This window comes from Sodalis sp. RH14 (genome assembly GCF_047324285.1).
In the GTDB taxonomy this organism is placed as follows: domain Bacteria; phylum Pseudomonadota; class Gammaproteobacteria; order Enterobacterales; family Enterobacteriaceae; genus Acerihabitans.
This window is the reverse complement of sequence record NZ_CP178739.1, coordinates 1,483,100-1,507,906: the sequence shown is the minus strand read 5'-3', so window position 1 is coordinate 1,507,906 and position 24,807 is coordinate 1,483,100. Positions and strand designations below refer to the sequence as shown.

General features: G+C 58.9%; 15 protein-coding genes. 8 read left to right on the top strand and 7 right to left on the bottom strand.

Features of this window, described 5'->3' with window-relative positions:
- The first annotated feature begins 51 nt into the window (after positions 1–51).
- The 3 genes from pflB to ACL2XQ_RS06705 all read left to right on the top strand — a co-directional run bounded on the left by pflB (position 52) and on the right by ACL2XQ_RS06705 (position 5,214).
- Entirely contained in the window at positions 52–2,334 is a 2,283-nt protein-coding gene (gene pflB / locus ACL2XQ_RS06715; RefSeq protein WP_413722383.1) for a formate C-acetyltransferase, read from the top strand.
- Positions 2,335–2,416: 82 nt separating this feature from the next.
- Positions 2,417–3,157 (top strand): pyruvate formate lyase 1-activating protein, encoded by a 741-nt coding sequence (pflA, locus tag ACL2XQ_RS06710; RefSeq protein WP_413740167.1) that lies wholly within the window; start codon positions 2,417–2,419, stop codon positions 3,155–3,157.
- 311 nt (positions 3,158–3,468) lie between these two features.
- Entirely contained in the window at positions 3,469–5,214 is a 1,746-nt protein-coding gene (locus ACL2XQ_RS06705; protein ID WP_413722382.1) for an ABC transporter ATP-binding protein/permease, read from the top strand.
- A 1,344-nt stretch (positions 5,215–6,558) separates the two neighbouring features.
- On the opposite strand, the gene ACL2XQ_RS06700 is transcribed toward ACL2XQ_RS06705, so the two are convergent.
- The 6 genes from ACL2XQ_RS06700 to lrp form a co-directional block, all read right to left on the bottom strand.
- The gene (locus tag ACL2XQ_RS06700) at positions 6,559–7,704 is read right to left on the bottom strand and encodes an MFS transporter (protein ID WP_410015911.1); all 1,146 of its coding nucleotides are present in this window, start codon (positions 7,702–7,704) and stop codon (positions 6,559–6,561) included.
- Between the two features lie 431 nt (positions 7,705–8,135).
- Positions 8,136–9,428, bottom strand: coding sequence for a serine--tRNA ligase (gene serS / locus ACL2XQ_RS06695; RefSeq protein ID WP_410015912.1), 1,293 nt, complete (start codon positions 9,426–9,428; stop codon positions 8,136–8,138).
- 109 nt (positions 9,429–9,537) lie between these two features.
- A complete protein-coding gene (locus ACL2XQ_RS06690; RefSeq protein ID WP_413722381.1) occupies positions 9,538–10,881 on the bottom strand; it encodes a replication-associated recombination protein A in 1,344 nt (447 codons plus the stop codon).
- Between the two features lie 7 nt (positions 10,882–10,888).
- Positions 10,889–11,500 (bottom strand): outer membrane lipoprotein chaperone LolA, encoded by a 612-nt coding sequence (gene lolA, locus ACL2XQ_RS06685; RefSeq protein ID WP_410015914.1) that lies wholly within the window; start codon positions 11,498–11,500, stop codon positions 10,889–10,891.
- Between the two features lie 210 nt (positions 11,501–11,710).
- Entirely contained in the window at positions 11,711–15,157 is a 3,447-nt protein-coding gene (locus ACL2XQ_RS06680; RefSeq protein ID WP_413740166.1) for a DNA translocase FtsK 4TM domain-containing protein, read from the bottom strand.
- A gap of 144 nt (positions 15,158–15,301) precedes the next feature.
- Complete coding sequence (lrp, locus tag ACL2XQ_RS06675) at positions 15,302–15,796, bottom strand: leucine-responsive transcriptional regulator Lrp (RefSeq protein WP_005287608.1); 495 nt, start codon at positions 15,794–15,796, stop codon at positions 15,302–15,304.
- Between the two features lie 432 nt (positions 15,797–16,228).
- Between lrp and trxB the strand changes: the two genes are divergently transcribed.
- The 5 genes from trxB (at position 16,229) to infA (ending at position 22,306) form a co-directional block, all read left to right on the top strand.
- On the top strand, positions 16,229–17,197 hold the full coding sequence (gene trxB, locus ACL2XQ_RS06670) for a thioredoxin-disulfide reductase (protein WP_413740165.1): 969 nt from the start codon (positions 16,229–16,231) through the stop codon (positions 17,195–17,197).
- A gap of 531 nt (positions 17,198–17,728) precedes the next feature.
- Positions 17,729–19,492, top strand: coding sequence for a heme ABC transporter permease/ATP-binding protein CydD (gene cydD, locus ACL2XQ_RS06665; protein WP_413740164.1), 1,764 nt, complete (start codon positions 17,729–17,731; stop codon positions 19,490–19,492).
- A gap of 2 nt (positions 19,493–19,494) precedes the next feature.
- Entirely contained in the window at positions 19,495–21,222 is a 1,728-nt protein-coding gene (gene cydC, locus ACL2XQ_RS06660; protein WP_413740163.1) for a heme ABC transporter ATP-binding protein/permease CydC, read from the top strand.
- A gap of 44 nt (positions 21,223–21,266) precedes the next feature.
- Positions 21,267–21,995: a leucyl/phenylalanyl-tRNA--protein transferase gene (aat, locus tag ACL2XQ_RS06655; protein WP_410015919.1), complete on the top strand. Its 729-nt coding sequence runs from the start codon at positions 21,267–21,269 to the stop codon at positions 21,993–21,995.
- 92 nt (positions 21,996–22,087) lie between these two features.
- The gene (gene infA / locus ACL2XQ_RS06650) at positions 22,088–22,306 is read left to right on the top strand and encodes a translation initiation factor IF-1 (protein WP_002211347.1); all 219 of its coding nucleotides are present in this window, start codon (positions 22,088–22,090) and stop codon (positions 22,304–22,306) included.
- A 205-nt stretch (positions 22,307–22,511) separates the two neighbouring features.
- On the opposite strand, the gene clpA is transcribed toward infA, so the two are convergent.
- Positions 22,512–24,785: an ATP-dependent Clp protease ATP-binding subunit ClpA gene (gene clpA / locus ACL2XQ_RS06645; protein WP_410015920.1), complete on the bottom strand. Its 2,274-nt coding sequence runs from the start codon at positions 24,783–24,785 to the stop codon at positions 22,512–22,514.
- Positions 24,786–24,807: the final 22 nt, after the last annotated feature.

Here is a 24,807-nt window from a genome sequence, read left to right as displayed (position 1 = left end):
CGCATCGTAAAGCCGGGTTTCAAGAAATCCACATTAGAAGGTAGGTATACAATGACCGATCTGAACACAAAACTAGCCACTGCTTGGGAAGGTTTTAGCAAAGGCGACTGGCAGAATGAAGTCAATGTTCGTGACTTTATCCAGAAAAACTATACCCCCTATGAAGGCAACGAAGCCTTCCTGGCAGGTGCTACTCCCGCCACCACGGAACTGTGGGGCAAGGTTATGGAAGGCATCAAAACCGAAAACCGCACCCATGCGCCGGTTGATTTTGATACGGATGTTGCCTCTACCATTACCTCCCATGACGCCGGTTATATCGCCAAGGGCCTGGAAAAAATCGTCGGCCTGCAAACCGACGCGCCGTTGAAACGCGGCCTGATTCCGTTCGGCGGCATCAAGATGGTTGAAAGCTCCTGCAAAGCGTATGACCGTGAGCTGGATCCGGAAATCAAGAAAATCTTTACCGAATACCGCAAGACCCATAACCAGGGTGTGTTCGATGTCTATACTCCGGACATCCTGAAATGCCGTAAAACCGGGGCCCTGACGGGTCTGCCCGATGCCTACGGCCGTGGCCGCATCATCGGCGACTACCGTCGTATCGCCCTGTACGGCATCGACTTCCTGATGAAAGATAAATTCGCCCAGTTCACCTCTTTGCAAAGCAAAATGGAAAACGGCGAAGATCTGGAAGCGACTATCCGTCTGCGTGAAGAAATCGCCGAACAACATCGCGCCCTGGCGCAAATCAAGGAAATGGCCGCCAAATACGGTTGCGACATCTCCGTTCCGGCAACCACCGCGCAGGAAGCCGTGCAGTGGACCTACTTCGGCTATCTGGCCGCGGTGAAATCCCAGAACGGCGCCGCCATGTCCTTCGGCCGTACCTCGACGTTCCTTGATATCTTTATCGAACGCGACCTGAAAGCCGGCAAAATCACTGAAGAACAAGCACAGGAACTGATTGACCACCTGGTCATGAAACTGCGTATGGTCCGTTTCCTGCGTACCCCGGAATATGACGAACTGTTCTCCGGCGACCCGATTTGGGCCACCGAATCCCTGGGCGGCATGGGCGTTGACGGCCGTACCCTGGTTTCCAAGACCAGCTTCCGTTTCCTGAATACCCTGTACACCATGGGACCGGCTCCTGAACCGAACATGACCATCCTGTGGTCGGAAAAACTGCCGATCAGCTGGAAGAAATTCACCGCCAAGGTGTCTATCGATACGTCTTCCGTACAGTATGAAAACGATGACCTGATGCGTCCTGATTTCAACAACGACGATTACGCTATCGCCTGTTGCGTCAGCCCGATGGTTGTCGGTAAACAAATGCAGTTCTTCGGCGCCCGCGCCAACCTGGCCAAAATGGTGCTGTACGCAATCAACGGCGGCATGGACGAAAAAGCCAAAATCCAGGTCGGCCCTAAAACCGCGCCAATCATGGATGCCGTACTGGACTATGATACCGTGCTGAGCAGCATGGACCACTTCATGGACTGGCTGGCTAAACAGTACGTCACCGCGCTGAACGTCATTCACTATATGCATGACAAGTACAGCTACGAAGCCGCGCTGATGGCGCTGCATGACCGCGACGTATACCGTACCATGGCCTGTGGTATCGCCGGCTTGTCCGTTGCCGCCGACTCACTGTCCGCCATCAAGTACGCCAAGGTTAAGCCTATCCGTGATGCCGAAGGCATGGCCGTTGACTTTGATATCGAAGGCGAATATCCGCAGTTCGGTAACAATGACTCACGCGTCGATGACATCGCCTGCGACCTGGTGGAACGTTTCATGAAGAAAATTCAGAAACTGCCGACCTACCGTAACGCGGTACCGACCCAGTCCATCCTGACCATCACCTCGAACGTGGTTTATGGTAAGAAGACCGGTAATACCCCTGATGGACGTCGTTCAGGCGCGCCGTTCGGACCGGGCGCCAACCCGATGCACGGCCGTGACCAGAAAGGCGCCGTCGCCTCGTTGACCTCGGTTGCCAAACTGCCGTTTGCCTATGCGAAAGACGGTATTTCCTACACCTTCTCCATCGTGCCCAAAGCATTGGGTAAAGATGAAGATGTGCGCAGGGCCAACCTGGCGGGCCTGATGGACGGTTATTTCCATCATGAAGCCGGCGTCGAAGGCGGTCAGCATCTGAACGTGAACGTGATGAACCGTGAAATGCTGGTGCAAGCCATGGAACATCCGGAAGATTACCCTAACCTGACCATCCGTGTGTCCGGCTATGCGGTACGCTTCAATTCATTGACCAAAGAACAGCAGAAGGACGTCATCACCCGTACCTTCACCGCGTCAATGTAATTTCCCTCACCGTCTGAAAAGGCGTAAAATAAAGGCTCCACGAAAGTGGGGCCTTTTTTAATCAAACGGAGAAAACCCCGCAATGTCAGTACTTGGTCGCATCCATTCGTTTGAATCCTGTGGTACCGTCGACGGCCCCGGCATCCGCTTCATCATTTTTTTCCAGGGCTGCCTGATGCGCTGTCTCTACTGTCATAACCGCGACACCTGGGATACCCATGGCGGCAAGGAAATCACGGTCGAAGAAATCATGAAGGAAACGGTGACCTACCGTCATTTCATGAACGCGTCCGGCGGCGGCGTTACCGCATCCGGCGGGGAAGCCATACTGCAGGCGGAATTTGTGCGCGACTGGTTTCGCGCCTGTCATGCCGAGGGCATTACCACCTGCCTGGATACCAATGGCTATGTCCGGCGCTACGATCCGGTCATTGACGAACTGCTGGACGTCACCGACCTGGTCATGCTGGATATCAAGGAAATGAACGACGATATCCATCAAAACCTGGTGGGCGTGTCCAACCACCGCACGCTGGATTTTGCGCGCTACTTGCAAAAAATCAACAAGCGTACCTGGCTCCGTTATGTGGTGGTGCCGGGATGGTCGGACGACGATAAATCCGTGCATATGCTGGGCGAGTTCACCAAGGACATGGCCAATATCGAAAAAATCGAGCTGCTGCCCTACCATGAGCTGGGTAAGCATAAATGGATTGCCATGGGTGAAGAGTACAAGCTCGACGGCGTTAAGCCGCCCTCTACGGAAATCATGGAACGCGTGAAGAATATCCTGGCCGGCTATGGCCATAAAGTGATGTACTGATGATGTCCCCCATTGCCCCCGGGGGATATGATCGACCACGCATTCACGGCCGGCCGGGATGATACCCGGTCATTCATCCCAAATCCCGCCCCCGCCCCTCTTGCTCCGGTATCGCTCCGGGCCACGCCGTTTCGCGGCGCCGGTGATATCCCGCATAAGACGCCTGGTATAACCGGGCTGTGTAAGGTCTTCTTTTTTCACGACAGGAGTTGTTACACCTTTAGGTGCTAAACAGGCTCATTATTTTTAGAGAACTGGGAGCCTATGCCGTATTATTGCCTTTTTGAACAATTGAAAACGATACGTTAACTATGAAAGCTTCACCCATTAAAGCTGCGGGCTGGCGGGAAATCTGGCAGTTGATTAAGCCGTTTTGGCGTTCTGAGGAAAAATGGCGCGCCTGGGGTATGCTGGCGGTGATTATTATCCTCTCATTGTCCACGGTGTATATCAGCGTACTGTTCAATGAATGGAACCGGGTATTTTATGACGCGTTGCAAAATAAAAATTTTGCGGTGTTCAAAAGCCAGCTGATCAGGTTCACCTGGCTGGCATTGTTATTTATCCTGATCTCCATCTATAAAATTTACCTCACCCAGGGCCTGCAAATGTATTGGCGGCGCTGGATGACGCGGCAATATATGGCGAAATGGCTGCATCATCATGCCTATTACCATACCGAGCAACAGCAGACGGTCGATAACCCGGATCAGCGTATCGCCGAAGACCTGAACGCGCTGACCAGCGGCACCCTGTCGCTGGCCCTGGGTTTGCTCTCAAGCGTGGTGACTTTTGTTTCTTTTATTTCCATTTTATGGTCGGTGAGCGGACCGCTGTCGTTTACCCTGAGCGGGCATCTGTTTACCGTGCCGGGGTATATGGTGTGGTTCGCCATATTATATGCCGGGCTGGGATCGCTGCTGATTTGGTATGTAGGCAGACCGCTGGTGCGTTTGGGTTTCCAACAGGAAAAATTTGAGGCTAATTTCCGGTTTGGCCTGATTCGTATTCGCGAAAATAATGATGCCATTGCCCTTTACCAGGGCGAACCCCGGGAAGCGAACCTGCTGGACAACAAGTTCGAAGCCATCCGCGCTAACTGGTGGTCCATTATGCGCGTTAGCCGGCGGCTGAATGTGGCCAGCAATTTCTATGGTCAGTTTGCCATTATTTTCCCGATCCTGGTGGCGGCGCCGCGTTATTTTTCCGGTGCCATCCAGCTTGGCACGCTGATGCAGATTTCATCGGCGTTTGGTGAAATACAGGGCGCGCTGTCATGGTTTATCGACGCGTTTAATCAGTTGGCCAACTGGAAAGCCTGTATTAACCGGTTGGCGGGGTTTAACGCCGCGGTGGAGCGTCACAGCAGCCAGAAGACGGCCATTACGCGCGACGACGCGACGGATACCGCCCTGGCGCTGACCGGCCTGAGTTTAACCATCCCCTCCGGTCGTGTCCTGTTCCACGACGCCACGCAAGCCATCGCCCCGGGCGAACGGGTGCTGATCGCCGGCCCCTCCGGCTGCGGCAAGTCCACCCTGCTGCGGGCCATTGCCGGCATCTGGCCTTATGGCGCCGGGAATATCAGCCTGCAGGCGGGCAAAAAAGTGCTGTTTTTACCGCAGCGCAGCTATATCCCTATCGGTAACCTGCTCGAAGCGCTGTGTTATCCGGAAGCGCCGGATCACTTTACAGAAGATCATATGCGCGCGATGCTGGACCTGTGTCGTCTGGGTCATTTGCAACCCATGCTGCACCAGCAGGCCAACTGGAGCCACTGGCTATCGCCGGGCGAGCAGCAGCGACTGGCGTTTGCCCGCGCGCTGCTGATCAAACCGGATATCCTGTTTCTGGATGAGGCGACCAGCGCGCTGGATGATGAAAACGAACAGTTGATGTACCGCCTGCTGACGGAGCGGCTTCCGGGGATCACCCTGATAAGCGTCGCCCACCGTAACAGCGTTGCCCGTTATCATACCCGGTGCTGGCGGTTCGAGCGCGGCGAGGATATGGACAGCGCGGTGCTTAACCTGAGTCCGCTGCCGCGGAGCAGCTAATTGACCGGGCCCAAACCGGGGCCTTGCGTCGGTTGGCGCACCGGCCGCCTTGATGGGGCGCTACGCTCGGGGATTGGGTATGTTGGGTTGTTTAACGCTGGGCTGGTGAGGGGATGTCGCGGCGGCGGGGTGGTGTGTGTCACGGGGTGAGGTGGTGTGTGTCACGGGGTGAGGTTTTCGCTTGCTTTAGTTTGAGGGGGCTATGTATTGCCTGGCGCCGGCAAGCGACCAGAGGGACCGTACGCACGGTCCCTCTGGACTCCCTGGCGTCCGGCAGATCGTGCGCCGCTGCGCGGTTCCCGGCAGCGCCCATCCCGGCTTTGGGACCGCACGGGACGCGCTCCCGGCGCGGCCCTTAGCTTTCGCCGCTCCCGGCGGCTCATCCCGCCGTGATGCTCGCCGCCGGCGCACTTTATGCCGGCACAACGTCAACACCATCGTCTGTAGGTAAAACAACGTGTTAGGGTACTTAGCGGTATGCGCTTACCGGGAAAAACATCACATTTATTTTAGGTCGGAGACTACCGGCTTGTAGGTGAAGGTTGGTGCTTGGTGGTTGGTGGCTGGTGGCTGGTGGTTGGTGGTTGGTGGTTGGTGGCTGAAAGTGTAATGCTTACTGTTAAAACTTAGAGCTTAATATTGAATGATAAACACGTTGCTGCCTTAATATATGCCTGCCTGACCGATAAGTGTACCTCTGTACGACCTGCTTTTCGCAGCGCCAGCGGCATGCCACACCCATTGCATCCCATAATGGTCAATCCTATCCCGACGCCGGTCCTGTCCCAAGCAACAGCGCCGCAGCCACTTCATAAAACGCATGGCCAACAGCGACATGTGGACCGGCATAAAGCGCGCTGACGTCGCCTGTGCCCCCGGCATGAGCCGCCGGGAGCGGCGAAAGGCCCGGTTGCGCCGGGAGCGCATACCGGGCCGGTGCATTACGGGGGCATGGGCGGCGGAAGGCATCGCGCAGCGACGCGCGACCTGCCGGGCGCGCGGAGGTCAAGGAGGCCGTCGCGGTACGGCCTCTTTGTCGCTTGCCGGCGCCCGGCGCTACATATAACCACCTAACGCACGGCAAGCGAAACCCACTCCGGCGTATCATACGCCGCCCCACAAGCCCCAAACGAAACCCACGCCGCGATAACTTACACCGCCCCGCAAGCCCCCAGCGAAACCCACGCCGCGATAACATACACCGCCCCGCAAGCCCCCAGCGAAACCCACTCCGCGGCAACATACGCCTCCCCCCGCCAGCCGCCGCCGCGGCAAACCGCCTACCACGACCAAAACGCACCGGTTGACCGCAACCGCAAGACCCCAACCGGGGCCCTGTTTTATTCAGGCCGTCGCCACCGGGGTTTGATGATGATCCGGTTTGCGCAACAGCATTGCCAGATAAACCAGCGCCACCAGCGCAATCATAACGAACAGCACGCGGTCGGAGTAGCGTTGCATCAGTAATGCCGTAGCGCTCGGCCCCAGCAGGCTACCGACCGTATAGCTCAGCAGCAGCGCCTGGTTCATCGCCACCAGCTCATCCGGGCTGACCTTTTCACAGGCCCAGGACATCGCCACCGGATAAAGGGTAAAACCCGAACAGCCCAGCAGGAACAACGCCGGCGCCATGGCCGCGTGGCTGAGCATCGACAGGCTGCCGATAATGACCATAAACACCTGTACCCGCAAAATCATCAGGCGGCCGTAGCGATCCGCCAGCCGGCCGATAGGCCACTGGCCGAGAATACCCGCGCTGACCAGCAGCGCCATCCAGTATCCCACGCTGCCGTCGCTGAGCCCTTGATGGGAAAGATAAAGCGGCAGCAGGCCATACAGCGACCCCAGCACCACGCCCGAGATGATGCAGCCGTTGATCCCCAAGCGGGCGTTGCGACGCCGCAGCATCGGCCAGATGGCGATCCGGGGGGCATCCATGCCCTGCCCCTCGATGCGGTTGAACAATAACGGCAACACCGCCGCAATCATCAACGTGGTCGCCCAGGGCAATACCGATATCAATGCGGTGGAGACGCCGCTGAGCAGCAGTTGGCCGATCACCGTGCCCATATAATACACCATCATATACGCCGCCAGCAGTTGCCCGCGGGTATGGGGAGTACCGCTGCGCATCAGGGCGCTTTCCACCACCACCCAGATAAGCGCGCAGGCGATGCCGGCCACGAACCGGAACAGCACCCAGGTGCCAAAACCGATGGAAAGGCCCAGCCCCAGTGTCGCGACGGCAAACAGCAGGCATGAATACTGATAACTGCGGTTGAAACCCACCGCTTTAATCAATGCTCCCGCCAGCAGGGTCCCCACGAGGTTACCGCTAAAATAGGAAGAGCCGACCAGCCCGATTTGCCAGGTGGGCATGGCTTCGTGGGACAGCCACAGCGGCACCAGGGTATTTAATACCGCGATGGAAATGGTCAACGACAGCAACCCGGTGAGTAGCATTACCACCGGGCGGGAATAGACGGACATGATGAATAAACCGGACTCAACGCGCAGGAATTGGGCGCATCATGCCACTACGGTAAAAAAAGTCAATCAGGCGAAATAAGCGCCAGCATTTTTTGATAGTGTTCAGGCAATTAGCGGCCACATGACGCAGCTGACGCCAACATCGCATACTTCATCCGGGATAAAAATCAGGGTACCGAACGTAGGGTTGCCCTGTTAAAGGGAGAGCGTGCCAATGGGGTTGAATCGGGCGTGGTATTTTCGCCCGACCGAGTCCCCATGGCGCGGTAAGCCCGCTGACGCCGCACCTGCACTTGATGTGTTAAAGGGAGAGCGTGCCAATGGGGTTGAATCGGGCGTGGTATTTTCGCCCGACCGAGGCCCCATGGCGCGGTAAGCCCGCTGACGCCGCACCTGCACTTGACGTGTTAAAGGGAGAACGCCAGTGGTGATTAGCCGATATGGGTCAGGCCGTTCATATACGGCGCCAGCGCCGCCGGGATTTCAATGCGCCCGTCGGCCAACTGGTAGTTTTCCATTACCGCCACCAGGGTGCGCCCCACCGCCAGGCCGGAGCCATTCAGGGTATGCACCAGGCGTGGTTTTTTATCTTCTTTGGCGCGGTAGCGCGCCTGCATGCGCCGCGCCTGGAAATCGCCCATATTCGAGCAGGAGGAAATTTCCCGGTAGGTATTCTGCGCCGGCAGCCAGACTTCCAGATCGTAGGTCTTGCTCGAGCCAAAGCCCATGTCGCCGGTGCACAGCAGGATCTTGCGGTAAGGCAGGTTCAGCAGTTGCAGCACCTTCTCCGCATGGCCGGTCAGTTCCTCCAGCGCGCGCATGGAATCTTCCGGTTTCACCACCTGGACCAGCTCGACTTTGTCAAACTGGTGCATACGGATCAACCCGCGCGTATCGCGGCCGTAGGAGCCGGCCTCGGAACGAAAGCACGGGGTATGGGCCGTCATCTTCAGCGGCAGTTGGTCTTCTTCCAGGATTTCGTCGCGCACCAGGTTGGTCAGCGGGACTTCCGCCGTGGGGATCAGGGCATAGGCGCTGGTGTCGGCTTCTTCGCTCAGGGGCTGGGTATGGAATAAATCCCCGGCGAATTTCGGCAATTGGCCGGTACCGAACAGCGATGCGTGGTTTACCAGATAAGGAACATAATTTTCCTGGTAGCCGTGCTGCTCGGTATGCAAATCGAGCATAAATTGCGTCAGCGCGCGATGCAGGCGGGCAATCTGCCCTTTCATCACCACAAAACGCGCACCGGTCAACTTGACGGCCGCGGCGAAATCCAGCCCGCCGGCCATTTCCCCCAGGGAAACATGGTCGCGCACGTCGAAATCATAGCGGCGCGGTTCGCCCCAGCGGCTGATTTCTTCGTTTTCGGTTTCATCCTTACCAGAGGGAACGCGGTCGTCCGGAATATTAGGCAGCGACAGCGCCACGTCGCGGATGGCGGCTTGCAAAATATCCAGTTCGGATTTGGCCGCCTCGAGGCGATCGCTCAATCCGTTGACTTCCTGGCGCAATGGCTCGATATCCTCGCCACGGGCTTTCGCCGCGCCGATCAGTTTGGAGCGGGAATTACGCTCGGCCTGCAATGTTTCGGTTTCGACCTGCAGTACCTTGCGCCGCTCTTCGTGTTTACGCAGCGTATCGACATCCAGGGTAAAATTTCTGCGAGCCAGTTTCTCGGCAACTGCGTCTAGCTCATTGCGCAGCAGATTGGGATCGAGCATGCTAGTCCTGTGCTTATTGTTATCAGATTGATGTATATGACTTCGCGACGCCGTCAGTGACTATCGCGGCAACGGATTTTCTATCGCTAACCTTACCGCAACGGCCTGGTTATCGGTAGCGTTTTGTTGGGCTATTTTGATCCTGCGCGCTAAGCCAGGCAAGCTTTTCGCCAATTTTTCCTTCCAGTCCACGCGGGCTTGGATAGTAGTAGCGGGTGTGCGCCATCTGCTCGGGAAAATAGTCTTCGCCGGCGGCATAGGCGTTCGGTTCATCATGGGCATAGCGGTATTCGGCGCCCAGCCCCATTTCCTTCATCAGCTTGGTGGGGGCGTTGCGCAGATGCTCTGGCACATCATAATCGGCGTTTTCGCGGGCATCATGCATCGCGGCTTTAAAAGCGGTGTAAACCGCGTTGCTTTTTGGCGCGCAGGCCAGATAGACAATCGCCTGGGCAATCGCCCGTTCCCCTTCCGCCGGACCGACGCGGGTAAAACAATCCCAGGCCGCCAGGGCAACCTGCATGCCGCGCGGATCGGCATTGCCCACATCCTCCGAGGCGATGGCCAGCAGGCGGCGCGCCACGTAAAGCGGATCGCCGCCGGCGGTGATGATGCGCGCATACCAATATAGCGCCGCGTCCGGCGCGGAACCGCGCACCGATTTATGCAGCGCCGAAATCAAATCATAATAACGATCGCCCTTATTATCAAAACGGGCGTTGCGCTCGCCGGAAATTTCCTTCAGCAGCAGCGGCGTAAGCACCCGGTTGCCCTGGGCATCGGTTTGCGCCATATCCGCCATCATTTCCAGGCTGTTGAGCGCGCGGCGTGCATCGCCGTTCACCCACTCCGCCAGCACCCGGCGCGTCTCGTCCGGCAGCACGATATTCTGGCCGCCATAGCCCCGCTCCGTATCGGTCATGGCCTGGGCCAGCACCTGTTCGATATCCCCGGCGGTAAGCGACTTCAGCAGGTAAACTTTGGCGCGGGAGAGCAGCGCGGAGTTAAGCTCGAACGAAGGGTTTTCCGTAGTGGCGCCAATCAGGGTAATGGTGCCCTCTTCCACATGCGGCAGGAAGGCGTCCTGCTGGCTTTTATTAAAGCGATGCACTTCGTCGACGAACAAGATGGTGCGGCGGCCGGCATCACGATTGTGGCGCGCGCGCTCGATCGCCTCGCGGATTTCCTTGATGCCCGAGGTCACCGCCGAAATACGCTCCACATCGGCGTTGCCGTAACGCGCAATCAGCTCCGCCAGCGTGGTTTTTCCGGTACCAGGCGGCCCCCACAGGATCATGGAGTGCAGTTGCCCGTTCTGGATGGCGCGCGGCAGCGGCTTGCCCGGCGCCAGCAGATGCTGCTGCCCGACATATTCTTCCAGCGTTCTGGGGCGCATGCGCGCGGCCAGCGGCTGGAATTCGTTATGGGAAAAATCAAGCGACAGATTGCTCATTTTTACCTCACTGACGCTGATCGTCCAGCGTCACGCCCTTGGGAGGGGTAAAACGGAATTTGGCGTCATCCACCTGGCCGTTATTCTGGCTTTTCAGCTGGTAGGCGCTGCGCTGCCCGTCCTGCTCGACGGCGGTAAAGCTGTTGATGGTGCCGCTGGCGCTGACGTCGATGGTAAATTGCTTCAGGTTGCCGCTGGCGGTCTTGGGCGTCAGCTCAAACCGATCGTTGGTTTGCTTGACGTTGTATTGCCGCCAGTCGTCCGGGCTGTTGCGGGTAATCAGCATAAACGGCGTATTGCCGGTGGCGTTTTTCAGCCAGGTGGCGGTGGCCTGTTCGACAAAGGGATTATAAAACCACAGCGTTTTACCGTCGGAAATCAGCAGGCTCTCATCCGGCGCGGTCATATGCCAGTTAAACAGATTCGGCCGTTTTACCCACAGTTCGCCTTCGCCTTCCTGCACCGCGCCGCCGTCCGCGCTGGTCACTTTCTGGGTGAATGCGGCATGGAAACTGTTGACCCGATTCAGGCGGCTTTGCAGCGCGCCGGCATCATCGGCCAGCGCCGGCGCGGCAACCACGGCGCTAAGCAGGCAAGCGACTAATAACCTTTTATTCATTATAAGCATTCCTTGAAAAATGAAAGGCGCTACATCCGGGCCGGCAAGAAATAGACCGGCCGGAAGGCGGCACCCTGATAGGCTTAACTTTATCGGAACAATGACGGGAAGGCATAGGCCAATCCTCTGAAAACCTGCCGCTTTACGCATCTTTGCACAGGGGGTTACCCCCCTGGCGGTCAAAGCAGGCCTGTCATGGGCACCAGCGCGTTAATCCGGCGATGGCGGGGCCAGTACTTCACGGTTGCCGTTATGGCCCTGCGAACTGACGATGCCCTGGATCTCCATTTGCTCGATGATGCGGGCGGCGCGGTTATAGCCGATGCGGAACTGGCGCTGCACCCCGGAAATCGAGGCGCGGCGCTTGTCGACCACGAACTGCACCGCCTGATCGAATAACGGATCCAGTTCCTCGTCGCTGTCCATGCCGCCGGGACCGGCCTCACCCTCTTCGCCCGCGCTGGTGATGCTGTCAATATACTGCGGCCGGCCACGGGCCTTCCAGTCGCTTACGACCGCGTGCACCTCCTGGTCGCGCACAAAGGCGCCGTGCACACGCACCGGTATGGAAGAGTTGGGCGCCAGGTACAGCATATCGCCCATGCCGAGCAATGATTCCGCCCCCGACTGATCGAGAATGGTACGGGAGTCGATTTTACTGGACACGGTAAAGGCGATACGGGTCGGGATATTGGCCTTGATCAGGCCGGTTATCACGTCAACCGACGGCCGCTGGGTCGCCAGCACCAGATGGATGCCGGCGGCGCGGGCTTTCTGGGCCAAACGCGCAATCAGCTCTTCCACCTTTTTGCCCACCGCCATCATCAGGTCGGCGAACTCGTCCACCAACACCACGATATATGGCAGTTTTTCCAGCATCGGCGGCGAATCGGCCATGCCGTCGCCCGGTTTCCAGAAAGGATCCGGCACCGGCCGGCCCATGGCGATAGCCTGTTCAATACGTTCGTTATAGCCGGCCAGGTTACGCACCCCCAGGGCCGACATCAGTTTATAGCGGCGCTCCATCTCGCCCACGCACCAGCGCAGGGCATTGGCGGCGTCTTTCATGTCGGTGACCACTTCGGTCAGCAGGTGGGGAATGCCTTCGTACACCGACAGTTCCAGCATTTTCGGGTCAATCATGATAAAGCGCACCTCTTCCGGCGTCGCTTTATACAGCATACTGAGGATCATGGCGTTGACCCCCACCGATTTACCTGACCCGGTGGTACCGGCCACCAGCAGATGGGGCATTTTGGCCAGATCGGCAATCACCGGCTGGCCGGCAATGTCCTTGCCCAGCACGATAGCCAGCGGCGAGACGGTCTCGCGGAATTTATCGCAATCCAGCACTTCGCGCAGGTATACCGTCTGGCGGCGCTTGTTCGGCAATTCCAAGCCGACGTAAGGTTTGCCGGGGATCACTTCCACCACCCGCACCGCCACCGCCGACAGGGAGCGCGCCAAATCCCGCGACAGATTGGAGATGCGCGCCGCTTTCACGCCCGGCGCCAGGTCCAGCTCGAAGCGAGTAATAACCGGACCGGGAGAAATACCGACCACCTCGGCCTTCACGCGGTAGTCCGCCAGCCGCGCTTCAACCAGCCGCGCGGTTTGCTCCAGCGCGAACATATCCACCGGTTCGTCCTCCACCGGCGGCGACGTTAACAGGTCCAGCGTCGGCAGCGGCGTGGTGGGCTTGTGCAACGGTTGTTCATTACGCATCAGGAAGGGATGGATCAGGCTGTCCATGGCGGGCGCCGCCGGCTGAACCACCGCGCGCGCCCCCACCGGCGACGGCAATGGCGCCGGCGCGGCGCCTGCCCCTAGCCGTGCCGAAGGCTGGACATGCCCGTCCGACAGCGCGTCCTCATCGTCGGCCGGATAATCCTCTGCGCGGGAATGAGCCTGCTCGTCATAACCGCCGGGAACATGCCCGGCCGCGGTCGACGCGCCGGAACCGAACTCGTGACCAGGCTGCGTGGAGGGCGTAAACCGGGCTGCGAGAGTATCATCCACCCGATCGGCCCGCGGCGGCGGAGCGAACGCCGCAGGCGCATCAATGCCGGCCGGCGGCGAAACCGGCGATGTCGGCATGGCCCGTTCGTCGGCGTCCGCCACGTAACGCATCTCCTGCCGGCGTTGAAATTCGGCGGCCAGCTGCTGTTGCTGCCAGGCATCTTCTTCCTCGTCGTCGCCCTCGGTCCCGGCCGCACCATAGCGTTGTTCCTGCTGCTGCAGAAATTCCTGGTGCAGCGCCGACTGCTGGGCGGCGGCTTGTTCTTCCTCGGACTGCGGCGCCTGCGACAGCGCGTCTTCTTCCTGCGGGCGTTGCTGCGCCGTCGCCGTCGCGTTGCGCTGCGACGGCAGCTTGATGCCAAACGAGGCAAGCTCCCGGCGCGTGGGGATGCGTACCCGGTTAGGACGCGGCAATTCAGGACCGATGCCCTGCTTGACCTGCGGATTTTCGTCGCTGGTGGCGCTGAACGCCGGCATAAAGGTCAGCGCGGCGGCGTCATAAGGCGGCGTGGAAGCAGTGACCTGCCCGCTGCTGCGCTGCGCCACGTTGAAATCGTATGGCGTGTGCGATTCGTCACCGTCGTGCTGCCAGTCGCCCATCTGCGGACCATCATCGTCTTCATCGGGAAAGCCGCCCTGGGAAGGAGGAACGGACGGTGCGTCCGGCAACTCAAAACGATATTGCGGGATAGCCGGCGCGGCGGGCTGCTGGGAGTAGACGGCGGCAGGCGCGGGGCCGGCCGCAGGGGCCGCCACCGGCGGCGACACCGCGCCCGGCGGCGGGACGGCCAGCGGGTCGCCGGTCTGCTCGGCGAGCTCCGGATGGCTGGACGTGGCGGAAGGCCCCGCCACCGTGCCGATAGCCGCGGGAGCGGCATCAGGCTTGGTCCCGGCGGCATCAGGGCCGGAGGTCGCCAGCAGCGGGTCAAGCGCGTCCAACGCTTCGGCGCGGACCGCGTCGTCCCCTGCGGCCTCCAGGTCTTCGTCATCGTACTCGTCGTCGTAGTCCCGCTCGTCGCGGCGGGAGCGGTTCGACATAAATGTCAGGCAACCCATGACCACGCCGCCGATTTTTTCGGCAATGGTGAGCCAGGACCAGCCGGTAAACAGGGTCAGGCCGGACGCCCATACGCAGAGCAGGGTCAGGGTGGCGCCGATGCCGTTAAACCACGGCAGCATGGCGTTGCTGAGCAGGCTGCCGATCACGCCGCCCGAGGCAAAGTAATAGAGATCGTCGACATTGAGCGCGGCCAGGCCGCATGAGGTCAGGATCAGCGCCAGCGTCCCAATCAGCCGCAGCGATAGGGCAAAATAGTCCACATAGTCCTGCTCTTCCCGCTGGCGAAACGACGTCCAGCAGAAAATCAGCATCAGCGGCGGAAGGGCATAGGCCAGCACGCCGAAGGTGAAGAACAGCGTATCGGCAAACCAGGCGCCGATGCCGCCCCCCAGGTTATGGATAGGACCATGCCAGGCAGTTTGCGACCAACTGGGGTCGGAAGGGTTGAAACTGACCAGGGAAATCATCAAATAGAGGGCAAAAATCGCCATGACAATCAGAACAGCCTCGAGTAACCGGCGACTGCTGCTGAGCGTTTTCAATTCAACTTCTTTATCTTCTGTATATTCCTGGCTCAAGAAAGGCTCTCCAGGGTTATCTATGCCGATATAACCGATATAATAGCTTAATAACAGCGCCGGCCGTCATGCCGCCGGCGCTGAAACTGTATGAATGCACAGGAGTGTAACCATAAAACGTGAAATTTGCACCTGTGTTATGACTTAGCGTGTCTTAATGACCAGCCGGTTGCTCTGCTTCACTTCTTCCATCACCACGTAGGTACGCGTATCGTTGACCCCCGGCAGGCGCAACAGCGTCTCGCCCAGCAGTTTACGATAGGCCGACATATCAGGCACCCGCGTTTTCAGCAGATAGTCGAAATCACCCGAAACCAAATGGCATTCCTGAATTTCTTCCAGCTTTTGTACGGCGGTATTGAATTGCTCAAACACATCGGGCGCACCCCGGTTAAGGGTAATCTCCACAAACACCAGTAAAGACGCATCAAGATAATGTGGATTAAGTAAAGCGGTATACCCTTGGATGAAACCCTGGCGCTCAAGACGGCGCACGCGTTCCAGGCAAGGTGTTGGGGATAATCCAACCCGTTTAGAAAGTTCGACGTTTGATATCCGGCCATCCTTTTGCAACTCATTGAGGATGTTACGGTCAATACGATCGAGATCCTTTCCCGGGCGCTTTTTATTGTCTACCATTATTATTGTCTCTCTTAGTACCTTCCCTGTGCTTGCCACACCCCTGCCGACTTCAATGTATCAGGGTTTGCTTTAAGACCCGTTGTCTGTTTTATTTTAGGGCCAACTGTTTCAACTGCCTTGCTAACTGCCTGTCCGAAACCAACGCATCATTTTCCTTACCCTGATGTTTTCGCAAAAGCGCAGCGTATTGTCAAAGTAAAACGATAAAAATCAGAACAACATGCCGATTAAATCCTGCGGAAACACATTGTCCGGGGCTTAAGGGCTCTTTTTAGCCCGATAATGTCCTAATTGATGGTAAAATCCGCCTATCGATAGTCCATAACGATGATAAAAATCGCCAACAACTTTTTGCATCCTTTTCATTGTCTGGTAACTTTCTTATCATCGACGAGTTGGGATCTAAGCGGTGAGTTAAACGAGGAAAATATGTCTACGGCGAAACACAGTAAATTAATTATCCTGGGGTCGGGACCGGCGGGATATACCGCCGCGGTTTATGCCGCCCGCGCCAACCTGCATCCGGTGCTGATAACCGGTATGGAACAAGGCGGCCAGCTGACCACCACCACCGAGGTCGAGAACTGGCCGGGCGATCCGGAAGGGCTGACCGGGCCTTCGCTGATGGAGCGCATGTACGCCCACGCCGTAAAATTCAACACCGAAATCATTTTCGATCATATTAACCAGGTCGATTTACAAAACCGCCCTTTCCGGCTGACCGGCGATACCGGTGAATTTACCTGTGACGCCCTGATTATCGCCACCGGCGCATCCGCGCGCTATATCGGCCTGCCGTCGGAGGAAGCCTATAAGGGCAAAGGCGTATCCGCCTGCGCCACCTGCGACGGTTTCTTCTACCGCCAGCAAAAAGTCGCGGTGGTCGGCGGCGGCAATACGGCCGTGGAAGAAGCGCTGTATCTGTCCAATATCGCCACCGAGGTGCATCTGATCCACCGGCGCGATATCTTCCGCGCGGAGAAAATCCTCATCGATCGCCTGATGGATAAGGTCGCCAGCGGCAGTATCGTGCTGCATACCGGCCGCACCCTGGAAGAAGTGGTGGGCGATGAAATGGGCGTGACCGGCGTGCGGCTGAAGAACGTCGTCAGCGGCGCCGTCGACACGCTGGCGGTCGCCGGCGTATTTATCGCTATCGGTCATCATCCCAATACGGCGATTTTCGGCAACCAGCTGGAGCTGGAGAACGGCTATATCCGCGTACAGTCCGGTATTGCGGGCAACGCCACCCAGACCAGCATTCCGGGCGTATTTGCCGCGGGCGACGTGATGGACCATATCTACCGCCAGGCGATTACCTCGGCCGGCACCGGCTGCATGGCGGCGCTGGACGCTGAACGTTATCTGGACGGGTTGGTGCCGGTAAACGATCGGTAAGGGCGTTTCGAGGCGCGGCGTTGATGCGCGGTTCCTGTTGCCACAACCAGCCCGTTTTTTGAACCGCCCGGGACGCGCTCCCGGCGCGACCCTGAGCTTGAGCCGCTCCCGGCGGCTCATCCAGCCGGGCTTTGTGCCGCCAGCGCACGCTATGCCGTTACAACGTCAAAACCACTGTTTGCAACGTTAACGCTTTCTTTTTGTTTTATGTGATATTTGATGCCGGGAGGGGATGGCGCGACTGCCATCCCCTTGTCGCATGCCGGCGCCCGGCATACCATGAAAACGCCCAACTCATGGCATGCGAAAAAGCGGCAGAATTTCATATCCCCACGGCGCCGTCCAGTCGGCTGAAATGCCGTTGCGCCCGCAGGCAAAGGTCCCCTGATAAATGTCATTATTATTTTCACCTCCGCCGCAACAGGGTAATATGTCGGCACGCTGGAGAACGCCTGCCCTTTTCCGGCTTTTCGCTTCCCCACATGGGATTTTCGACTTACATACACATCACACCGGCTGAAATTGTCTTCAATGAATAAAAACCGACAGCAAGTGCTTGTCCGCTGGCTCAAGTCGCAAAGCGCGCTGGTAAAGCGCTGGCTTCGTTTCTCTTTACTGCTGGGCCTGCTGAGCGGCCTGGTTATCATCGCCCAGGCCTGGGTATTGGCTTATCTGCTGCAGGCGCTGATTGTCGGGCAGCAGCCGCGCGAGGCGCTTACGGGCTGGTTTATCGCCATGGCGGCGCTGTTTGCGCTGCGGGCGTTGGCAGGCTGGCTGCGCGAGCGGGTCGGTTTTATCGCCGGACAGGTGCTGAGACGGGAAATACGCCGCCAGGTGCTGGATCGGCTGGAACTGCTGGGCCCCGCCTGGATCCAGGGCAAACCCGCCGGCAGTTGGAGCAGCCTTCTGCTTGAGCAGATTGAGGACATGCAGGATTATTATGCGCGCTATCTGCCGCAGATGTATCTGGCGGGCCTGGTGCCGCTGCTGATTTTACTGGCGGTGTTCCCGGTGAACTGGATGGCCGGGCTGATATTATTTTGCACCGCGCCGCTGATCCCCTTGTTTATGGCGCTGGTGGGGATGGGCGCCGCCGACGCCAACCGCCGCAACTTCCTGGCGCTGGCCCGGCTGTCGGGCTATTTCCTCGATCGCCTGCGCGGCTTGGAAACGCTAAGACTGTTTGATCGCGCGCAGGCGGAAACCGAGCATATCAGCCGCGCCACCAACGATTTCCGTTTACGTACCATGGAAGTCCTGCGGCTGGCGTTTCTTTCCTCCGGCGTGCTGGAATTTTTTGCCTCGATTTCCATTGCGGTGGTGGCGGTGTATTTTGGCTTTTCGTATCTCGGCGAGCTTCACTTCGGCAGCTACGGCACCGGCGTCACCTTGTTCGCCGGTTTCCTGGTCTTGATACTGGCGCCGGAGTTTTTTCAGCCGCTGCGGGATTTAGGCGCTTTTTACCACGCCAAGGCCCAGGCGGTGGGCGCGGCGGAATCGCTGGTTGCCTTTATCGAGACCGACGTGCAGTCGCAGGGCGCGGGTCTCGCCGCGCCCGTCCTGGGCCCCATCGGCCTGCGCGCCGAACAGCTGGTCATCATGGCGCCGGACGGCACGGCGCTGGCCGGCCCGCTGAATTTCACGCTGGAACCCGGCCGGCGATTGGCCATCGTCGGGCAAAGCGGGGCCGGCAAAAGTTCGCTGTTACATGTGCTGTTGGGATTCCTGCCCTACCAGGGTTCATTGCGCGTTAACGGCCATGAGCTGCGCGACCTGTCGCCGTCGCATTGGCGCAGCCAACTGAGCTGGATCAGCCAAGACCCGTTCCTGCCCGCGCCGACGCTGAAGGATAATATCCTGCTCGGGCGGCCCGACGCGGATGCCGCCATTCTAAAACAGGCGGTGGAGCAGGCCTATATCAGCGAATTTTTACCGCTGCTGCCGCAGGGACTGGATACCGTGCTTGGCGACAATGCCGCGCGCCTGTCCGTCGGCCAGGCGCAGCGTGTCGCCCTGGGACGCGCCCTGCTGCAATCCCCGGCGCTGATGCTGCTCGACGAACCGACCGCCAGCCTGGACGCCCACAGCGAAAAGCTGGTCACGGCGGCGCTGGACCGGGCATCCCGGCGGCACACCACGATACTGGTCACCCATCAACTGGCGGATATCCGCGATTTCGATGATATCTGGGTCATGGGCAACGGCCAAATCGTGCAGCAGGGACGCTATGCGCAGTTGGCCTCTTTACCCGGCCCCTTTGCCGACCTGCTGGCCTATCGTCGCGGAGGACTCTGACTATGCGCGTATTATTCCCCTTCCTGGCCCTGTATCGCCGCCATGCCGGCCAGATTGCCCTGGGCATGCTCCTGGCCATCGTCACGCTGCTGGCCAGCATCGGCCTGCTCAGCCTGTCCGGCTGGTTCCTGGCCGGCTCGGCGCTGGCGGGCATGGCGGGCTTATACAGCTTTAACTATATGCTGCCGGCCGCCGGGGTGCGCGGCGCAGCCATAACCCGCACCGCCGGCCGCTGGGCGGAACGGGTGGTCAGCCATGACGCCACTTTCCGCGTCTTGCAGCATTTGCGCATCTACACCTTTCAAAAAATCCTGCCGCTTTCCCCCGGCGCGCTGGCCGGTTTTCGCCAGGCGGAGCTGCTTAACCGCCTGGTGGCGGATGTCGATACCCTGGATCACCTCTATTTACGCGTCCTCTCGCCCCTGCTGAGCGCTTTTGTGGTGATTCTGGTGGTCACCGTGGGGCTAAGCTGGCTCGACGCCTCCCTGGCCCTGACATTGGGCGCAATCATGCTGGCGGTGCTGCTGATCGTCCCTCCGCTGTTCTATCGGGCCGGGAAGCCGGTGGGGGAAGCGCTAACCCGGCTGCGCGCCGATTACCGGCAGCACCTGGCCACCTGGCTGCAGGGCAATGCCGAACTAACGGTTTACGGCGCCGCCGCGCGCTACCGCGGGCAATTGGACGAGACTGAACGGCGCTGGCAGCAACGTCAGCGGCAGCAGGCCAACCTGGCCGCCCTGGCGCAGGGGATGCTGACGCTGATAACCGGCATGGCGGTCACCTTGATTTTGTGGCTTGCCGCCGCCGGCATCGGCGGCGACAGTCATCCCGGCGCGCTGATTGCGTTGTTCGTGTTTACCACGCTGGCGGCGTTCGAAGCGCTTGGCCCGGTAGCCGGCGCCTTTCAGCATCTCGGCCAGGTTATCGCCTCGGCCGGACGTATCGCCGACGTCATCGGCCGCGACCCGGCGGTGGTTTTCCCGGCCGGCGGACCGGCGGCCGGCGGCGATGCCGCGCTGGTTCTCGACGCCGTCGGTTTCCGTTATCCCGATCAGCCGCTGCCGGCGGTTGCCGGGGTGTCGTTGCGGATAAACGCGGGAGAACATATCGCCATCCTGGGCCACACCGGCAGCGGCAAATCCACCCTGCTGCAATTGCTGACCCGCGCCTGGGACGTGGACCGCGGGCAAATTCTGTTAAATGGCCAATCCCTGGCGCGCTGGAGCGAACCGGCGCTGCGCGCCATGATGAGCGTGGTGCCCCAGCGGGTGCATATTTTCAACGCCACGCTGCGCGACAATCTGCTGTTGGGCGCGGCCCAGGCGGACGACGCGCGGCTGGCCCATATCCTCTCGCGCCTGGGGCTTGACAAGCTCCTGGAAAACCACGGCCTCGACGCCTGGCTGGGCGAAGGCGGACGGCAGTTATCCGGTGGTGAACAGCGGCGGCTCGGCATCGCCCGCGCCCTGCTCCACGACGCGCCGCTGCTGCTGCTCGACGAACCGACCGAAGGGCTGGACGCCGCCACCGAACGGCGTGTATTGGACGCGTTGCATCAGTTGGGCCGGGCCAAGACCCTGGTGATTATCACCCATCGGCTGCAGGGCCTGGATATGATGGATAGAATTTATGTCATGGATCGGGGCGGGATCGCTGAACAAGGCTCCCATGCGACGCTGATGGCGGAAAAGGGGCGGTATTTTCGTTATCACTCTCCGGGTGGCGTATAATTATCGCTAAAGCGGACGGTTGAGGAGAATAAAAAATAAGCGCCATGCGACTGTACCGGCTTTCTCCGGATTCAATACGATTTCCCGCGCCGACATCCGCGCTGCATGAACCCAACGGGCTGTTGGCCTTCGGCGGGGATCTTTCCCCAGAGCGCCTGCTGGCCGCCTATCAACTGGGCATTTTTCCCTGGTACTCGCCGGGGGATGCCATCTTGTGGTGGTCGCCGGATCCCCGCGCGGTGCTGTTCCCGGAGGAATTCCATATCAGCCGCAGCCTGAAACGTTTTCTCAGGCACAGCCCGTTTCGCGTTACGCTCAACCAGGCGTTTGCCGAGGTGATCGCCGCCTGCGCCGAACGGGGCATAGAAGGCACCTGGATTGGCCCCGAGGTGGTTTTGGCCTATCGCCGCCTGCATGCCCTGGGACAGGCTCACTCGGTGGAAGTCTGGCAGGGCGATGAACTGGTGGGCGGTATGTACGGCGTGGCGCAGGGCGCCCTGTTCTGCGGCGAATCCATGTTCAGCCGCCGGGACAACGCGTCCAAGACGGCGTTGCTGACTTTTTGCCGTTTCTTTAGGCAACAAGGGGGAAAACTGATAGACTGTCAGGTATTGAACTCACACACGGCCTCGTTAGGCGCACGGGAAATACCGCGACGCGACTATCTGACCCTGCTGAGTCAGTTACACCCTTTAACGCTGGCACCCCATTGCTGGCAACCACAAACCCTCTCTGCCGGCAGCGTAGACAGCGACCCTGATCGTTGTGAATAATGCGGCGTTCTTCATCACTTCTTTACATAATGAGGGTTTTTCGGCATTATCTTGCCGGTTAAAAACTATGGTATTTAAACCTAGAGGATTCGATGGCCAAAGAAGACAATATTGAAATGCAAGGCACGGTACTGGATACATTGCCTAACACCATGTTCCGTGTGGAATTGGAAAACGGGCATGTGGTAACCGCTCATATCTCCGGTAAAATGCGCAAAAACTATATCCGCATCCTGACGGGCGACAAAGTCACTGTTGAGCTGACCCCGTACGACCTGAGCAAAGGCCGCATTGTCTTCCGTAGCCGCTGATAGGCTTCCTTACCGCCGATATGCGCCGTGCGGGCGCTTATCCGCGCCGACCTGATACTCCATAATGATACCTGCCGGTGCCGGAACACGGCCCGGCTCCCTGTCGCGCAGCCGGACCTCGTCCGCCGCCGCTCCGCTGGGGGAATAAAAAAAGGCGATGCAGCGCATCGCCTTTTTATCTTGCCAGTTACCCGCTGATCGGGGTTTAGTGGACCACGCCTTCCGCTTTGCGTTTTTGCGCGCTGAGGAAATGGTAGGTCAGCTCTTTCTTGTCCTTGTTCAGCTCTACGGTGACTGAACCGCCATCGACCAGCGACCCGAACAGCAGTTCGTTGGCCAAAGGCTTCTTCAGGTTCTCCTGCATCACCCTGGCCATCGGCCGCGCGCCCATGGACTTGTCATAGCCTTTGGTGGACAGCCAGTCGCGGGCTTCATCGCTAACTTCCAGCGACACGCCCTTGGCATCCAGCTGCGCCTGCAGTTCCACGATAAACTTGTCCACCACCAATTGGATGATTTCCGGCGACAAGTGATTAAACCAAATCACGTTATCCAGGCGGTTACGGAATTCGGGGGTAAAGATCTTCTTGATCTCGCCCATGGCATCCGTACTGTTATCCTGCTGGATCATACCGATAGACTGGCGCGTGGTTTCCTGCACCCCGGCATTGGTGGTCATCACCACTATAACGTTGCGGAAGTCCGCCTTACGGCCATTGTTATCGGTCAGCGTACCGTTGTCCATCACTTGCAGCAGCAGATTGAACACGTCCGGATGCGCTTTCTCGATTTCATCAAGCAGCAGCACGGCGTGCGGATGCTTGAGGACCGCATCGGTCAACAGGCCGCCCTGGTCGTAGCCCACATATCCCGGAGGCGCGCCGATCAGCCGGCTGACCGTATGACGCTCCATATATTCGGACATATCAAAGCGCAGCAGCTCGATATCCAGCGCTTTCGCCAGTTGCACCGTGACTTCGGTTTTACCCACGCCGGTCGGACCCGCGAACAGGAAGGAACCTACCGGCTTATGATCCTGGCCCAGCCCGGCGCGGCTCATCTTGATCGCTTCGGTCAGCGCCTCAATGGCCTTATCCTGTCCGAACACCAGCATCTTCAGGCGTTCGTTCAGGTGCTTGAGCACATCGCGATCGCTGGAGGAGACGGTTTTTTCCGGAATCCGCGCGATACGCGCCACCACCGATTCGATATCCGCCACGTTAACGGTCTTTTTACGTTTGCTCACCGGCATCAGCCGGCTGCGGGCGCCCGCCTCATCGATAACATCGATGGCCTTGTCGGGCAGATGGCGATCGTTGATGTATTTCACCGCCAGCTCAACCGCCGCGCGCACCGCCTTGGCGGTATAACGCACGTCATGATGGGCCTCATATTTTGGCTTAAGCCCGGTCAGGATCTGCACGGTCTCTTCCACCGACGGTTCGGTGATATCAATTTTCTGGAAGCGACGCGCCAGCGCCCGATCCTTTTCGAAAATATTACTGAATTCCTGGTAGGTGGTGGACCCCATGACCCGGATCTTGCCGCTGGAAAGCAGCGGTTTGATCAGGTTAGCCGCATCGACCTGACCGCCCGAAGCGGCGCCGGCGCCGATGATGGTGTGGATCTCATCGATAAACAGGATGCTGTTTTTATCCGATTCAAGCTGCTTGAGCAGGGCCTTGAAGCGCTTCTCGAAGTCGCCGCGGTATTTCGTGCCGGCCAGCAACGAGCCGATATCGAGTGAATAAATCGTGCAGTCGGCGATAACCTCGGGCACGTCGCCCTGGACGATGCGCCAGGCCAGGCCTTCCGCAATCGCCGTTTTACCGACGCCGGATTCGCCCACCAGCAGCGGGTTGTTTTTACGGCGACGGCATAATACCTGTACGGTACGTTCCAGCTCCCGCTCACGGCCAATCAGGGGATCGATCCCGCCCACCCGGGCGAGTTGGTTAAGATTGGTAGTGAAATTTTCCATACGCTCCTCCCCGCCTGCCTGCTCTTCGTTAACCGGATTTTCAGGGCCGGGTGCCTGCGTTTCATCTTTACGGGTGCCGTGGGAGATGAAATTCACTATGTCGAGCCGGCTGACATCATGCTTACGCAGCAGATAGGCCGCCTGGGACTCCTGTTCGCTAAAAATAGCAACCAGGACATTGGCGCCGGAGACTTCACTGCGTCCTGATGACTGGACATGGAACACCGCGCGCTGCAATACGCGCTGGAAGCTGAGCGTAGGCTGCGTATCGCGCTCTTCGTCACTGGTCGGTAAGGTCGGTGTGGTCTGTTCGATGAATGCTTCGAGCTCCTGGCGTAACGCCACCAGGTCAACCGTGCACGCCTCGAGCGCTTCCCGCGCAGAAGGGTTGCTGAGCAATGCCAGCAGCAGATGTTCCACGGTCATAAACTCATGCCGGTGCTCGCGCGCTCTGGCGAAAGCCATATTTAAACTGAGTTCCAGTTCTTGATTGAGCATTGGCACCTCCCCAAATTGATTG